The organism is Microcystis viridis FACHB-1342 (assembly GCF_014698335.1).
In the GTDB taxonomy this organism is placed as follows: domain Bacteria; phylum Cyanobacteriota; class Cyanobacteriia; order Cyanobacteriales; family Microcystaceae; genus Microcystis; species Microcystis ichthyoblabe_A.
Genome location: NZ_JACJSV010000050.1, coordinates 1 through 15,690, shown reverse-complemented (window position 1 = coordinate 15,690; position 15,690 = coordinate 1). Strand labels below are relative to the sequence as shown.

Annotated in this window: 14 protein-coding genes, 1 tRNA gene and 1 pseudogene; 7 read left to right on the top strand and 9 right to left on the bottom strand. The window is 42.4% G+C overall.

What is annotated here, in order from left to right; all coding sequences use genetic code 11:
- Position 1: 1 nt before the first annotated feature.
- Positions 2-943, bottom strand: coding sequence for a 4-(cytidine 5'-diphospho)-2-C-methyl-D-erythritol kinase (gene ispE, locus H6G40_RS15905; RefSeq protein ID WP_190537951.1), 942 nt, complete (start codon positions 941-943; stop codon positions 2-4).
- Positions 944-960: 17 nt separating this feature from the next.
- The gene (gene rsmA / locus H6G40_RS15900) at positions 961-1,767 is read right to left on the bottom strand and encodes a 16S rRNA (adenine(1518)-N(6)/adenine(1519)-N(6))-dimethyltransferase RsmA (RefSeq protein WP_002748229.1); all 807 of its coding nucleotides are present in this window, start codon (positions 1,765-1,767) and stop codon (positions 961-963) included.
- Positions 1,768-1,891: 124 nt separating this feature from the next.
- Between rsmA and crcB (H6G40_RS15895) the strand changes: the two genes are divergently transcribed.
- Both crcB (H6G40_RS15895) and crcB (H6G40_RS15890) read left to right on the top strand, forming a co-directional pair.
- A complete protein-coding gene (gene crcB / locus H6G40_RS15895) occupies positions 1,892-2,281 on the top strand; it encodes a fluoride efflux transporter CrcB (protein ID WP_190537950.1) in 390 nt (129 codons plus the stop codon).
- A gap of 145 nt (positions 2,282-2,426) precedes the next feature.
- Complete coding sequence (crcB, locus tag H6G40_RS15890) at positions 2,427-2,831, top strand: fluoride efflux transporter CrcB (RefSeq protein WP_002751815.1); 405 nt, start codon at positions 2,427-2,429, stop codon at positions 2,829-2,831.
- 72 nt (positions 2,832-2,903) lie between these two features.
- Here crcB (H6G40_RS15890) and hpnA read toward each other — a convergent pair whose 3' ends face one another.
- A complete protein-coding gene (gene hpnA / locus H6G40_RS15885; protein WP_002748237.1) occupies positions 2,904-3,890 on the bottom strand; it encodes a hopanoid-associated sugar epimerase in 987 nt (328 codons plus the stop codon).
- Between the two features lie 169 nt (positions 3,891-4,059).
- Between hpnA and H6G40_RS15880 the strand changes: the two genes are divergently transcribed.
- The gene (locus tag H6G40_RS15880) at positions 4,060-6,594 is read left to right on the top strand and encodes a glycogen/starch/alpha-glucan phosphorylase (RefSeq protein ID WP_190537948.1); all 2,535 of its coding nucleotides are present in this window, start codon (positions 4,060-4,062) and stop codon (positions 6,592-6,594) included.
- A gap of 85 nt (positions 6,595-6,679) precedes the next feature.
- Here H6G40_RS15880 and H6G40_RS15875 read toward each other — a convergent pair.
- Positions 6,680-6,753 (bottom strand) — tRNA-Asp (locus H6G40_RS15875).
- A 246-nt stretch (positions 6,754-6,999) separates the two neighbouring features.
- Between H6G40_RS15875 and H6G40_RS15870 the strand changes: the two genes are divergently transcribed.
- From H6G40_RS15870 to H6G40_RS15860, 3 genes are read left to right on the top strand one after another with little or no spacing between them, the layout of a single operon-like run.
- Complete coding sequence (locus tag H6G40_RS15870; RefSeq protein ID WP_230457649.1) at positions 7,000-7,623, top strand: COP23 domain-containing protein; 624 nt, start codon at positions 7,000-7,002, stop codon at positions 7,621-7,623.
- Positions 7,624-7,678: 55 nt separating this feature from the next.
- Positions 7,679-8,491: a S1 family peptidase gene (locus H6G40_RS15865; protein ID WP_069475086.1), complete on the top strand. Its 813-nt coding sequence runs from the start codon at positions 7,679-7,681 to the stop codon at positions 8,489-8,491.
- 27 nt (positions 8,492-8,518) lie between these two features.
- The gene (locus H6G40_RS15860; protein WP_238406020.1) at positions 8,519-10,603 is read left to right on the top strand and encodes a serine protease; all 2,085 of its coding nucleotides are present in this window, start codon (positions 8,519-8,521) and stop codon (positions 10,601-10,603) included.
- Positions 10,604-10,660: 57 nt separating this feature from the next.
- On the opposite strand, the gene H6G40_RS15855 is transcribed toward H6G40_RS15860, so the two are convergent.
- The 4 genes from H6G40_RS15855 to H6G40_RS15840 form a co-directional block, all read right to left on the bottom strand.
- A complete protein-coding gene (locus H6G40_RS15855; protein ID WP_069475065.1) occupies positions 10,661-12,352 on the bottom strand; it encodes a CHAT domain-containing protein in 1,692 nt (563 codons plus the stop codon).
- A 31-nt stretch (positions 12,353-12,383) separates the two neighbouring features.
- Complete coding sequence (locus H6G40_RS15850; protein WP_002748414.1) at positions 12,384-12,701, bottom strand: DUF433 domain-containing protein; 318 nt, start codon at positions 12,699-12,701, stop codon at positions 12,384-12,386.
- 63 nt (positions 12,702-12,764) lie between these two features.
- Positions 12,765-13,733, bottom strand: coding sequence for a DUF1822 family protein (locus H6G40_RS15845; RefSeq protein WP_016516856.1), 969 nt, complete (start codon positions 13,731-13,733; stop codon positions 12,765-12,767).
- Complete coding sequence (locus tag H6G40_RS15840) at positions 13,691-14,800, bottom strand: hypothetical protein (RefSeq protein ID WP_242028773.1); 1,110 nt, start codon at positions 14,798-14,800, stop codon at positions 13,691-13,693. Before H6G40_RS15840 ends, H6G40_RS15845 begins: the two co-directional genes overlap by 43 nt.
- Before the next feature lie 352 nt (positions 14,801-15,152).
- Between H6G40_RS15840 and H6G40_RS23985 the strand changes: the two are divergent.
- Positions 15,153-15,341 (top strand): annotated as a pseudogene (locus H6G40_RS23985) (hypothetical protein); the annotation flags it as partial.
- On the opposite strand, the gene H6G40_RS15835 reads toward H6G40_RS23985, so the two are convergent.
- The coding region (locus H6G40_RS15835) for an ISAzo13-like element transposase-related protein (RefSeq protein ID WP_190537946.1) at positions 15,276-15,690 on the bottom strand (415 nt) is incomplete at its 5' end. The pseudogene H6G40_RS23985 and the gene H6G40_RS15835 overlap by 66 nt on opposite strands.

The following is a 15,690-nucleotide window of genomic DNA, read 5'->3' as shown; positions in this document are numbered from 1 at the left end:
CTCAAGTCACTTGAATGCCTGTATCGGTGATTGGAGCTATCCAAAATTGTAGATCGGGAGCGACGAGAATTTCCCGGGCCTCTTTAACGATAGTTTCCGCCACTTCCTGAGATGAACAGAGAGTAAAAACCGTTGGGCCAGAGCCTGACATCATCGTTCCCAAGCCGCCTAAATCCCCTAGAACCTGTCTTAACTCGGCTACGAGGGGAAATTCGGGTAAAACCACCTTTTCGAGGTCATTATGGATAAATTTGCCGATAGCGGCTGGTTTTTTCTGGGCGATCGCTTGTACCAAAGCCCCGGAACTCACCTGCTGACGACGGTGATGAAAGTCCTCTGGAGAAGACAGATAGGTATCCTGAAATTTTTGCCGATAGCTTTGGTAGGCCCAGGGTGTAGAAACGGATAAATGATCGTATTTAGCTAAAATCACCCATAATCCGGTTAAAGGAGCGATCGGATCGAGAATTTCTCCCCTTCCCGTACAGATAACCGTTCCTCCTGTCACACAAAAGGAAGTATCGGACCCCAATCTTGCCGCTAAAGTTTCTAATTCCGGACGGGTTAAGCCTAATTCCCAGATTAAATCGATACCGACTAACACCGCCGCTGCGTTGGTGGAACCCCCCGCTAAACCGGCAGCCACGGGAATATATTTCTCGATGGTGATATCGATGCCGCCGTAATTGGCAAAGAGGCGGGGGAATTCCTTCGCCATCAAAGTGGCGGCGCGATGGGCGAGATTACTGCTATCTTGGGGGACGAGGGGATGAGAGCAAAAGAGGCGGAATTCCTGCAATCCGTTCGGCCGGAGAGTGATGCGATCGCATAATGCCACCGTCTGCATCACCATGACTAACTCGTGGAAACCATCAGGGCGATCGCCAACGATTTCTAGATATAAATTAATTTTAGCGGGGGCTAGAAGGGTATAACTGTGCATTTGTCAAGAAAAAAAATCTAAAATTTTGGCAATTGACCTAATTTTTCCGCCAAGTCAATCCATTGCGATAAACTGAGATCTTCGGCGCGAGCGAGGGGATTAATCTCTAATTGTGTCAGGATTTGGCTTAATCGATCGCTATCTAGACAATTTTTTAGATTATTGCGTAACATTTTGCGCCGGTTGGCAAAACCCCAGCTAATTAAAGTGGATAAAAAGGCCGCATTACCGACATTTTTCGGGAAAACACGGGGTAAAATCTGAATTACCGCCGAATCCACCCGGGGAGGTGGGGAAAAGGCCCGCCGGGGGACATCACAAATCCATTGACAATCGGCAAGGTATTGAATGCGGACGCTCAAAGCACTGTAAGCTTTGGTGGAGGGGACAGCGACTAATCTTTCGGCGACTTCTTTCTGGAGCAAGAGGGTAATACTCTGGTAAGGGGGGGTGAAGGGATGGGCGATCGAACCGAGCAGCTTTTCCAGGATCGGACCGGTGATATTATAGGGAATATTAGCCACTACCTTATTAACTGGCGGCAGTTGCTCGGGTTTAAGGGTAAGAAAGTCCCCTGGGATGAGATGAAAGTTATCTTGTTGGCCAAATTTTTTATTTAAAATTGTCCATAGATCTCGATCGATTTCTACAGCGACAACCAATTGAGCGCCATCGAGAAGACGACGGGTTAAAATGCCTGTACCCGGACCGATTTCTAATACCCGATCCTCGGATTGTAAATTAGCAGCGCCGATGATGCGATCGAGTATCGATTCATCTTTTAACCAATGTTGTCCAAAACGTTTACGCGGTTGAATTTTCATACCTCTATTTTAAAATCAGAGGGTTGTCCTCGACAATAACACCCCTGAAAATATGGGCAATGCGATCGATAACCGCATCAATTATCATAGAGCCTAGGCAAAGATAGCAAAAAAATTAGAGACAATGTCAGATTTGAACGATGTTTTCGCAATTGTAGCCGGAGCGCTTCCGGGGGCGTTATCTCGTTATCATATTACCGAATGGACAAAAGCAAAATTCGGCTTGCGCTTTCCCTATGGAACCTTTATTATTAATTTAACTGGCTGTCTAGCTATCGGCTTTTTTTGGGCTATTTTACCCAGTGTTCCCTTTTATTCCCACCAACTAGATTTAATGGTTAGAACGGGATTTTTAGGAGCTTATACCACCTTTTCTACCTATAGTTTAGATATCCTGATACTCTGGCGCAATCAACAAAATTTTCTCAGTCTTTTTTTTGCCGTTGCTAGTATCATTTTCGGATTGATTGCCGTGAGAATCGGGGCAGCTATTGCCCAAGTTTTTCTAGGTTAAGTAGGTAGGCGTTAAAAACTATCAGATGCCCCCCTTATCAAGGGGGGATTAAGGGGGGATCGAACCTAAAATCCATTTTAAATTTAATTATAACCAGCTACTTAATTCTCCAATTTATTGACTATTAAAGGGCGGGAGAGATAGCATGAATTTTTTCAGGGGACGTTATAGTTTATTCGTGGCGATTGGGGCTATTTTTGGGGCTTTGAGTCGTTTTTATATCGGAGAATTAATTGACAGTATTTTCGGTCAAGAATGGGGATTTTTGGGGACATTTTTTGTCAATATTTCTGGTTGTTTAATTATTGCCTATATTTTTACTATGGTTAGAGAAAATATTCGCATAATTGCCCCAGAATTAGGATTGATGATTGCCACGGGTTTTTGTGGTTCCTATACAACTTTTTCCACCTATAGTTTGGAGGTCAACAAGTTTTTAGAGCAGGGAAACGTGACTTTCAGTTTAATTTACTGGTTGGGCAGTGTTCTTGGGGGGATGATTGCGCTTAAAATTGGAGTTATTTTAGCAAGAACAGGTTTTCCTAGATGAATTATTAAGGGCGCAAAAATAGATAAATATCTAAGCACAATTGAGACCATCTTTTTCCTTTCCTACTCAGTGTTAATAAGTAATGTCTCCATTGGTTTGAAACCAATCGATGGCATCGGCTAAAGCTTGTCTAATCGGCGATTGGGGTAAGCCTAGTTCTTGCACTGCCTTCGAGGAATCGTAGTACATAGACTGTTTTGACATTTTCACGCCATCAAGGGGTATAGAGGGCGATTTTCCGAGGACAGGAAGAACTTTTTCATCCAGCCAAGCTATTAGTAAAGGAATCCAAAAAGGTAAAACAATTTTCGGAGCATTTCTGCCAGTAATTTCGGCTAATTCTGTCAACAAAGTTTTTAAAGAAGTGTTTTGATGACCTAAAATATATCTTTCGCCAGTTCTACCCTTTTCTAAAGCTAATAAATGTCCCCAGACCACATCGCGCACATCAATTAGATTTAATCCCGTATTCACATAAGCGGGCATTTTTCGCCGCAAAAAACGGAGAATAATGTCGCCAGTGGGTGTAGGCTTAAAATCAAAGGCTCCTATCGGCGTACTAGGATTAACTATAACGATATCCTGTCCTCTTTGCGCTGCTTTGAATGCTTCCTGTTCTGCCCAATACTTGGATTTTTTATAATAACCCACTAATTGATGGGCGGGACTTTGATAAGTTTCATCGACACTTTCCCCATTTTTACCCACTCCAATAGCCGCCACAGAACTGGTATAAACTATTCTGGTAATTCTCGCTAAATGCGCCGATTCCAGCACATTTCTTGTGCCTAAAACATTGTTTTGGTAGAGTTGATGTCTATCCTTTTGCCAGAGAGAATAGTGCGCCGCTACATGAAAAAGAACTTCGCATCCGACCATTAATTTAAATAAGTTCTTATCATTTAAATTACCCCGGACAATTTCGAGATCCAAACCCCGCAAATTTCTGAGATTACTCTGGGGACGGACGAGGACGCGCACTTGGTAGCCTTCGACTAAAAGCAATCGCACTAAATTCGCCCCGATAAAACCTGTTCCACCCGTCACAAAAGCACGCATTGCTCAAACTTTCCCCTGTTTTCGCTTCCTATCGGTAACTGAAATTTAATCACCTTAACTTCATCATTACTATACCTTAATCTTAGTCAAGATTTAAGCTTTTCTTGATACAATTTCAGGGCGGGTTATCTTAGACTAAGAGGAGTCAATTTTTAGTCAAAACACTCCTATGGATCCATCTCCAGAGTCAACTTTTGTTTGTCCGATTATCATCGAAGACGACAGAACAGGATTAGACACAGAAACTATCCGACGGGCTTTAAGGGATAATTTACTCTATATTCAAGGTAAATTACCGGAATTAGCCAGCAAAAACGATCTTTACATGGCCTTAGCTTATACTATCCGCGATCGTTTATTGCAGCGTTGGTTAACCACCCAACAAACCTATCTAAAAAAAGATGTCAGAACCGTTTGTTATCTCTCAGCTGAATTTTTAGTCGGTCCCCATTTGGCCAATAATTTAATTAATCTCGGTATCTACGAACAGGTCCAGAAAGCTGTCAGCGAATCGGGATTAAAACTAGAAGAATTAATTGCCCAGGAAGAAGAACCGGGGTTAGGAAATGGTGGTTTAGGTCGTTTAGCTGCCTGTTATCTTGATTCCCTTTCTACCCTAGAAATTCCAGCTATTGGTTACGGTATTCGCTACGAATTTGGTATCTTTGATCAAGAAATTCACGACGGTTGGCAGGTGGAAATAACCGATAAGTGGTTACAGTATGGAAATCCTTGGGAAATTGCCCGACCGGAAGCGGGAGTAGAGGTAAAATTTGGCGGTTATACCGAATCCTATACCGATGAAAATGGTAATTATCGCAGTCGTTGGATTCCCGATTATGTAGTCAAAGGAATTCCCTACGATACCCCAATTCTCGGCTATCGAGTTAACACCGCTAATACCATGCGTCTATGGAAGTCAGAAGCTTGTGAATCTTTTGATTTTGGTCGCTTTAATCGCGGCGATTATTATGGTGCGGTGGATAATAAAGTTCACTCGGAAAATATCAGTAAAGTTCTCTATCCTAACGATGAACCAATTCAAGGCAAAGAACTACGTTTAGAACAGCAATATTTCTTTGTTTCCTGTTCCCTACAGGATATGATTCGTATTCACTTACATGAGAACCCCAGTCTCAATAGTTTTCATCAAAAATGGTCGGTACAATTGAATGATACTCACCCTTCCGTCGGGGTGGCTGAGTTAATGCGCTTGTTAATTGACGTGCATCATTTCGATTGGGATAAAGCTTGGTTTATCACTCAAAATACCTTCGCCTATACCAATCATACTCTTTTGCCAGAAGCTTTAGAAAAATGGCCTTTGAGTATTTTTGGTCGTCTTTTACCGCGATTAATGGAAATTATCTATGAAATTAACCATCGTTTCTTGGATAAAATTCGCATTATTTATCCCCATGATGATGGCAAAATTTCCCGTTTATCTATAATCGATGAAAGCGGCGAAAAATACGTCCGTATGGCTCACCTCGCCTGTGTAGGTTCCCAGGCAATTAATGGGGTGGCAGCTCTCCATACAGAATTACTGAAAAAAGATGTTCTACGCAATTTTTATGAACTCTTTCCTGAAAAGTTTAGCAACAAAACCAATGGAGTTACTCCCCGGCGCTGGATAGTTTCTAGTAATCCCCGCTTAACTTTTGCAATTACCGAAAAAATCGGCGAAAATTGGATTAAGCATCTGGAGGATTTACGCGGTTTAGAAAATTATGTGGATGATGGGGGATTTCGGGACTCTTGGCGACGAATTAAATACGATATTAAGGCAGATTTAGCCAATTATATCGACAAAAAAGTCGGCATTAAAGTTGATCCTAGTACCCTCTTTGATGTGCAGGTAAAACGCATTCACGAATATAAACGGCAACATCTCAACGTTTTACACATCGTCACTCTCTATCATCGCCTCAAAAATAATCCCAATCTCGATATTACCCCCCGTACCTTTATTTTTGGTGGTAAGGCAGCCCCAGGTTATTTTATGGCGAAATTAATCATTAAATTGATTAATTCTGTGGCAGAAGTGATCGATAATGATCCGACGATTGCAGGACGTTTAAAAGTGGTTTTCCTACCCGATTATAATGTCACCTTAGGTCAACGGGTTTATCCAGCTGCCGACTTGTCCGAACAAATTTCCACGGCTGGGAAAGAAGCTTCGGGAACTGGTAATATGAAATTCTCTATGAATGGTGCATTAACTATCGGCACTCTCGATGGGGCAAATATCGAAATTCGTGAAGAGGTGGGAGCGGAAAATTTCTTTCTTTTCGGCTTGACAACCGAGGAGGTTTATGCTAAGAAAGCCGCCGGTTATAATCCCCAAGAATACTATTACCATAACGAAGAATTGCGGGCAGTATTAGACCTCATTGGTTCGGGATTTTTTAGCCGGGGTGATAGTAGTTTATTCCGCCCGCTTGTGGATAATCTTATCTACAATGATCCCTATATGTTACTGGCTGATTATCAGTCCTATATCGATTGTCAGGAAGGAGTCGGTCGCGCTTATAAAGATCAAGAACATTGGAGTCGTTTAGCGATTCTTAATGTGGCCCGCATGGGTAAATTCTCTAGCGATCGATCGATTCGGCAATACTGCGAAGAAATCTGGCGGGTACAACCGGTAAAGATTGAATTACCCGATTATATTCAAGCTAATGCTGGTTTATCGGTAAATTAGAACCAATCTAGGCAGTAGGATTCTGTTTATTCATCCTACTGCCCACTGGTCAACTCGCCTTAAACGACTCTAATCTGGATTTTTACGGGATTGACGGGGCTCGAACCCGCAACTTCCGCCGTGACAGGGCGGTGCTCTAACCAATTGAACTACAATCCCATTTTTGCGACAATTCCAATTGTAACTTCATCATCAGGGTTATGTCAAGCACCTCTGGGAAAATTTTTTTTGAGGGAGTGGGGAAGTGGGAAGTGGGAAGTGGGGAGAGGGGGGAAACAATTCATAACTGGGTTGTTAAAGTTGGATTGGGAGTTAATCGTACTATCGATCAAAAACGGATTTGCTATACTTCAAACGGTCACAATGCGAGTTTTTGCGGCTCTTCTCGACTTTGTATGATAATCAGTGCTGATCATTCCTAGTAGTCTTGCTAGGCAAGGCTTTGAAGACTATAGTTCTGGAAAATTATCCCTATTCCTCTTCGTTGGGGCTTTGGCTATTGGTGGGCAGCCCAGTTCTGCTCAAACTCAGAAGTTTTTTTGCAGTATGAGCAGAGAAGGAGGACCCGCAACCTTTGTTGTCACTGAACTTGCGGGTAATGTTGAGCTAATTCGTTGGCAAGACGATTCTTTTCCTCCACCTCATACTCCTCAACAGCGTTGTGTAATTGTATCTCAAAGATTCCAAAGATTTTACTCCAATGGTACATTGAAGTTTATTAAAGCGGCAATACTCAGAGGAGAACCTATCTTGTGCGTTGCCACTTTTAAAGGCGGCCCTTGTCTTAAAGACGGAGTGCTAGTGACTTTCAAACGCGGGACAAATCCTGAGATTATTTTAGAACAGATCAAAGATAATGCCAGACTTGCTTCAGGTAAACCCGTCCTTCTAAGTGGGGATAGCGAAATTTCCAAAGTCAATGGCGAATTCTACCTAGATGTAAACAGTTTGTTGGGAGGGGTGAATCCTTCAAATTCTTCTTCTTCTTCCTCGCCATTTGATCAAAATTCAGACATTTGGGATCAGTGAGTGAATTACAAAACAAACTAATATGCGGTGGCGGACAGTAATAGTAGTTGCTTGTATGGGGAGTTCATCGATCTTCATTCCTTTTGGGTTGCTCAATGGTGGGGTGTCTATTCCAAGTAGAGACTCAAAGATTTCTCTTTTGGGTTTATCTTGGCAAGCGGCTGGGCTATCTTTAATATCGGAGCAATTGCCAAAACAGGCTCAGTCTATCACAGTCAGAATTCTCTCAAGAGAAGTCATAGGGGCGGGATTCCTAGCAAACCGTCAGGGAACAGTTTATACAGTTCTGACTAATGCCCATGTCCTGAGATCTGGTACTCCCCCATATCATATTCAGACTTCAGATGGCCATGTTTATTTAGCTAATTTATTCCAGTCTGTATCATTTAAGGGTAATGATTTGGCTTTGTTGCAGTTTCGTAGCTTTAAGGTTGTATATAAAGTAGCGTCTTTTGGTGATCCTGCGATAGTGGGAGAAGAGGTGTTTGCTGCAGGGTTTCCCTTGTCAGTAGAATCATCTACAAGGCCAATCTCACCGTCCATTACAGACTATAATACTGGCTTTGTTTTTACCAGCGGGAAAGTCACGCAGATACTAAGTAAGCCCTTAAAAGGTGGCTATCAAATTGGCTATACTAATGTAATTGAAAAAGGAATGAGCGGGGGGCCACTATTCAATCATCGGGGTGAAGTTATTGCTATTAATGGAATGCACGCAGAACCTCTCTGGGATATTCCCTATGAATTTACAGATAATTCTGAAGCAACACCAGATCAACATAAGAAAATGAGCCAATATAGTTGGGGAATCCCCATTGAAACCTTCAAACAGTTAGGACTTCCAGCACTCAGAACCCACAAGCAGTAGTAATTCTTCAAAAGAAATATGATAATGATGAAATTTTCCTATCAAATTCCAGTCGCACTAATTGGGGCAGTGGTTTGTCTAGTGCAACCTCAGCTTGCTATAGCGTTGACACTTCAAGAGATTCAAGTTATTGCTGAAGAAATTACGGTAAAAATTGACGGTGCAGGAACTGGCTCTGGGGTGATTTTTGACCGACAAGGTAACAAATATTTTGTCTTAACTTGTCGTCATGTTTTCTATAACGACAAAAGTAATGAATTTCAAGCAGGACAATATGAAATTCAAACCTCAGATGGAAATCGTTATCCTATTTATAATAGAAAAGAAATACCAGGGCTAGACTTAGCAGTAGTGGAGTTTGAGAGTAATAAAAATTATAGAATTGCTAAGTTAGGCGATTCTGACAAAATCATAGGTTCTGCAATAGTTTACGCTTCGGGTTGGACGGCTAAACAACCAAAAACCGAAAAACGTGAATACAGTTTTAATGTTGGCTCTTTTATAGAACGACGCTCTACGCCAGAAGGTGGAGGTTATGCTTTAGTTGTTAATAATACTATCTTTGTTGGGATGTCAGGGGGTCCGTTGTTAGATGAAAAGGGTTTTCTAATTGGTATTAATGGGCTACGTGAGTCACCAGATGATAGAGCTTTGAGGTTGGCAATTCCTATCAAAACTTTTTTGGCGGCTCGGAATAATCCAGTACTATCGCCACCTGCGGTAGCTCTTCAGCCTACTGCAGAAGACTTACTAACTCTAGGAATATCTAAGGCCAATAGCGGTAACTATGAAGAAGCGATTGCAGCTTACAATCGCGTTTTGCAAATTTCACCTAACAATGTTGATGCTTATTTACAAAGAGGCATCGCATATATCGAGCAAAACAAATATCAAGCAGCCATTGCGGATATGACTGAAGTTATCAAGCTGAACCCGAACAACTCCAGAGCTTATTTTTGGCGTGGTTTAGCTCGTGATTATAGTGAAGATAACCAAGGTGCGCTCGAAGATTATAGCCATGCGATCCGTCTCGATCCAGAATACAGCGGAGCTTATAACAACCGAGGAACTGTCTATGCAGAACTCGGGGAATATCAGAAAGCAATCTTGGATTACACTGAGGCAATTCGCCTCGACCCTGATGTTTTTCTGGCTTACGAAAATCGTGGCGATGCCCGCTATTCTTTAAAAGACTACCAAGGAGCGATCTCTGATTATACTCAAGCCCTTAACTTCTTAGAATACTCTGGCTTGGGTTTTCAATATCGGAGACATGAATCTGGTCAAGGGCTAATTATTACCAAGATTTTTGAAAACTCTCCTGCTTTCAAACAAGGCTTGATTCTAGATGATTTAATTATAGCTATTAATGGTAAATCAACACTGAACAAAAGTGCGGAAGATTTAGTTGAACTAACTGTTAATCAAATGAGCAGTGAGTCGGTTACTCAAGTCACCTTGAAGCTTAGACGCAAAGATAGAGGAGATTTTGATGTTACTCTAACTAAGGAGAATATTGCTGTCCCTAGATCTGCGAGTATCTATTTCGGCAGAGGAAACGCCCGCTATTACTTAAAAGATTATAAAGGGTCAATATCCGATTACAATGAAGCAATTAAGCGCAACCCAAAATATGCAGCTGCCTACAGAGAACGGGCAGATGCTAGAGATGAATTAGGGGAACACCAAGAAGCTATTAAAGATCTGAACCAAGCTATTAGCCTCAACCCCAAAGATGCTCGTGCCTATTTTCTTCGGGGTTGGATTCATTCTAATCGGTTTAAAGCTTATCAGGAAGCACTCAAGGATTATAATCAAGCAATTCTCAACGATCCTCAATATCACATTGCGTACTTTGAGCGAGGTTTGATTCATCGTGAGTTGGGAGATAATCGGGGAGCAATTAATGATCATACTCAGGTTATTCGTCTGGTTCCCGATTGGGCGAATGCTTACTACAACCGCGGGCTTTCATATAGAGATCTCGGAGAAAAACCAAAAGCCTTAGAAGATTTTAAAAAAGCAGCAGAACTTTATAAACAACAAAATAGAAAAGAAGATTACCAAGATGCGATTGACAGAATTAATGAGCTTCTAGGTGGAAGAGTATAAATTTCTCTCTCAATCTGTAGACCTGTTATCAAAATTGATTTTTCTCCTCATATTTTGCTAGAGATTTGGATTCAGTTCAACTTGGAATGAATTAATCATAACCTTTGTTACAAGCGGCAAAAACTCAGGAAATTCTTTATTTTCCGCCGTGTAGGTGATTCTGTAAATTTTTTCTCCTTTTATCATTAAGAACTGTAAAGATTTCAACTGAAAACCTAGATCATCTTGCCAAGTATACTCAATGAGATGAGCTTGATTATTCGCTAAGGTCGTCTGCTCAGACCTAAGAATAATGCTGGAGTTTTGTTGATTTATTATTTTAGAGATAGTGTCATTCACATAATCGTCTAACATAGGTGGACCAATCAAATATTCGTCTAGGCTAATAGTAAGGCGAGGAGGAAAAGAGGATAAATCGTTTTTATCTGGTGAAAATTTGACAAAAATTCCTGATCCTTCTAGGTCGCCTTTTCCCTCTTGTAATTGCCAGTTACGGGGATATTTTATTGAAATTCCGTACTTGTGGAATTGATAGGTTTCAATTTCTGGCGGTCGATTTGGAGGTGAATTTTCATTGTGATTTGACATTGAGATAATGCTAGGTATAATAAACACCAGTGCCATCGAAGCGGCAAAAACAAAGGGAAGTGCTATCCAAAAACGGATAGGCAGCCTCTTCTGAGTTTGCCAAATTATAGGAACGGCAGCAGGATTTTGACAAATAACGGGCAGCCCCATCACCCCCGGCAGTTCCGTATCTAATCCTTCTTCAGCTAGACGTTCTCTCGCCGTCCGCACCGACAAATACAAAGATTTACCCCTAGAAAATGCCTTGAGAAAATGCTTTAAAAACTCCTGTGCCACCTTATCGGGTACAGGTTCTCGCATGACGATCGCTTGAGGAATTTGCAAATTCTCCAATTCCTTGGCCAACCCCAACCCATCACAAGAGTTAAAAATGGCTAACTGTAACCCCCCTTCGATCGCTGTCCTCAAACCATGTTTTAACTCACCGATAGTCAAACTTTCCCTTTGATTAATATAAATGCGCCCCACTTCCCCTTCCGTATGGCTGTGTCCGGCAAAAAAAAGGATGTCCCAGTGTTGTTCCCAAAGTTGTTCGCTAATCTTTTGTCGAGGCGGTTCTACCAAAAAAACCGTCTCAGCCCCTGGCAAATTCTCCAAGAAGCGTCTATCTGCCGTCACGTCAATGCCCTCGCTATTGCCTAAAATTGCCAAGATTCTCAGCCTTTTGGTGGGGGAAGGTGGGCTAACAATTTTTTCAAAGACAGGAGCGGCGATCGCAACCTCTGACTTGGGATAATGGTCAAAGAACTCAATCAAATTCCAAGGTAGCCGCCGCAAATAGCCATCCCCAGCTTGAATGATGAAGCGAATGGGTTCGGAACGGTTCAAATTCTCTAACAGACGCTCTCTCACTGGACGAAACGACTCGGAGTTCAGCCAGCGTTTGAGGCTATCTTGCAAAGTTTGAAGGGTCTGGCGACAGTCGGCAGTAGTGGAAACATTGGTAATTTGGGTAGCAGGTGCTGTTAGCCTGACAACAACAGGCAAATGTCTATAACTAGACTGCCATTGGTCATAGTTTTGGGGAATTTCCGGAGCGCTTGGCAATTTACCTGTAACTTCGATCGAAGGAGGGGAGCCTTCCTCAGCAATTTGCAGGATAACAGGAAATCCCTGTTCCCAGTTGCCTTCTCCCAATTTAACAGTCACTAACTTAGCCATCGCTACCACCTGTCGTAATAAAGTTTGAGGCTCACTTGAGAATTCCTTGTGTTTTAAGTCTGGCCACAAAAGGCGACTCGATCGCTGAGTGCCGCATTTTTTGGGCATATTCCAGATCGGCAGCGATCGCCCCGTCCAATTCTTCTTTATGATCCCAATAGTAGGCGAAGGCTGAGTGAATCTGACTCATACTCAAATGGCGATGGTTGATTTGAATTTCTTCAGGAGTCCAACCGTAAGCCATCTGAGCCATCACCAGATCAATCACCTTCATTGTCGAGCTTGCAATCATTGGTATCCCGCGTTCGTCTATTTGAATATGCTTGTATTCGGTTAGTGCGGTTTTCATGATTAAACTTTCTCCGTTTACTTGTACTTTAGTTCCTAGCAATTTCTCAGGGGGAAAGTTCTGCTAGAGGGTAAAATCTTCGGTAATATTTGCCTCTCCCAGTCCCACCCTGACACTGAACTGTTCTCCCGGTGAACCACTAAACTTGAGTTGGATGTAATTGTCCAGTTCTCTTGCCTCAGTTTCCAAAAAGGTTTTCCCAGCCTCATCTAACACTACTAATTGTAAGTGGGCAGGCAAATATTTCTGGTTTCGCATCGGATAGACCCTGAGGAGAACCGCTATCATTTGGTCAGTTTTAGGCAAGACAGCCACCATTAGAGTCACTGGGTGTTCCCCGATCAGCATTCCTAAATCTTTAACTCTCCTCAACCCGGCTGCCAAGTTATGCGGAGCGAGCCGCCATAAACTCTCTGCCGCACTCCAACGGGTTTCTTCATCCTGAGTTGCCTCTAGCAAGTGAGTCAGAGCCGCCAATACCTCAGAAGATGCAGTTCCCATCTCTCCCAAGCGCAGTGCTGCTTGTCTGCGGCGATGCTCCTCCTGACTGGTATAAATCGTCTCAATTAAATCGCTAACCGTCTTGGAATCCATAAAATCAGCCCCGCGCTCGCGTAAGGCATAAGCATAGGCAAAACAGGGTTCTCCAGGTGCAAAAAGCTGTTCAATCGTCTGCCAGCTTTCCTCAAAAACATTTTGCAACCATTGGCTCAAATTGACTCGGCTTTTTAAGGAAACTGAACGAGATTGTTCCTTTTCAACAGCAAAGAGCTTTTCTAAACGATAGTCTTGACTGGATTTCTGCCGCTCTGGTAAGCGATTAAGTTTTCCCAGAACTACTTTTTGGTTATTTTGGGCTGTCTCAAAGTCCGGGGAAGCGGGAGAGATATTTTCATACCCTTCACTAGCTTCTTGGTATTCCTCCCTAGCTTCCTCATATCGCTGCAAGCGAGTTAGATAATCCCCGATTAATTGGGCAATTTGACCGTCTAGAAAGGAATTTCTTTCTTGATTTCCGCTAGTGCCTGACATAGTTCATTGTCCTCCTGTTGGTTGGCTTTTCCAAAAACTTCGATCCACTCCTCTTTCGCTCTCAGAGGACCATGCCAATAAGCATGATAGAGAGCTTCAGCCAGATTGCCCCTTTCTCGATAGTACCGCTCCAAGACTTGATGGGCAGCCTGGGTTCGCTCCCGCTTCTGCTCGTGGTTGAAACGACGGATGAAGGGATGAAGACGATACCACCCTTCACCTTGTTGCTCTGCCTGCCAGACGAAGGAAAAACTGAGGAGCGAGTCAAAGGCAGCATGGGAGGGATTGCATTTCAAGGATTCGCCCAGATGAAAGTAAAGGTCTTCATTAAAGGCTCGACAGGCACTCAAGACATAAACCGCATCTTCCAACACCCTGTCCGTGTATTTTAGGAGCCTTTCTACCAAAATCCCTAATTTCCGATTAAATCCCTCTCCTGTCTCGGAAACGGATTGAAAGTCGGCAGCGGTAAAGGCTTCTTTTTTTTCTGGCGCCATCCTGACTAAATCCGCGCATAGCCCCAGCAAGAGAGGATGAACGGAATCGCCATCAAAACTACTATAGGCAATCAAGCTCTGCTGCACTTGGGTATCCTCAATTCCGACTCTTTGTAGGTAGTCGAGGGCATCGGTTACTTGAAAGTTGAACACTTGCCTGCACTCTAACTTGTCCGCTGTAATTGAACAATAGCTGGCTCGATGCCACTGGGGAATTTCCCGTCCTGCCATGACGATGACAATTTGGGGCAACTCCAACAACTGCGACAACAGACACCGCAGCCACTCATCCTGCTTGAAAAATCTGGCACTTCCTTGATTGCGCCCTTCTCCCCAAAAGGCTTCGTGGGTGTCGAAAAACAGCACCAGTTTTTCAGGAGCGCCCTCTCTTTGCATGGCGACCTTGAGATCTTCCGCAAAAAAGTTAGGCAAAGCAACAATCAATTCCGTATCGGGGTCTAACTCGGTGATCCGTTGAAAATCTTTTTTCTGGAGTCCTCGACCTTGTAGATAAAGGGACAAATCCCCCCCTAAGTCTTGGGTGATTATATTCCAACTGCTAGATGTCAAACTCGCCAGAAAACCGGGTAAAATATGGGCGGCAAGTGCATTTGGTAACTCTTTAAGGGACTTCCAGAGAATAAAATACCCAACAAAAAAATAGAAAAGTGTTTTTTTGAAAAAGTAATTATTTTTGTCTAGGAAAACAAAGAGTCTCCCATTACAACCTATTTTTCCGAAAAAAAAATAGCAGCATAAACTTTTATACTTCCGAGCTTTTTCGAGTATAACAAGGACAAGTTAAAGAATCAAATACAGTTTTTAGCTAACCATCTTAGTTAACTACAAAGGCTCTTCGGTTTATGTTATGCAATGAACGGGGGTTATAAGGGATGGAACCCTTATATAGAAAGGCATTTAGCGATTTTTGTTAATTATTTTCGATCTAGAGCGAACTAATCAATTAAATCCCTTGCCAGATAAGGATTTAGTCGATTTATGCCCCCCTATCGAACCATACCAAGTAACGAAGAGCCACTACAAACTAGGTCTTATCATAATAAATATCAATAAACCATTGCCCCAAATCGGGAAAGTCTTGATTCGTTGATTCTGTGAGACGTTCGATTTTTTCTTCGATTTTTTCCATGGCTTTTTTAGTAAGCTTTACTCCTTTTTCGTAAGTTTCAGTAATCAACTTAACAATCGGGTGTTTTCCTTTCCAAGTCATAGTTTGGGCGAATTTCAAAGCTGTTTCGATTTCATCTAAAATACTCCCATTCCAATGGTTTTCTAACACAGCCCAGGTTCGTTCAATAGGATTATATTTACTATGGTAGGGGGGATAGTAAGCTAAACGTATATTAACTTGATATTTTTGGGAAAACTCAACTATACGTTTCATAAACTGAGTTCGTCTCGAATTATTTTCTGATCCATTATCTTGATTAATTATCAAA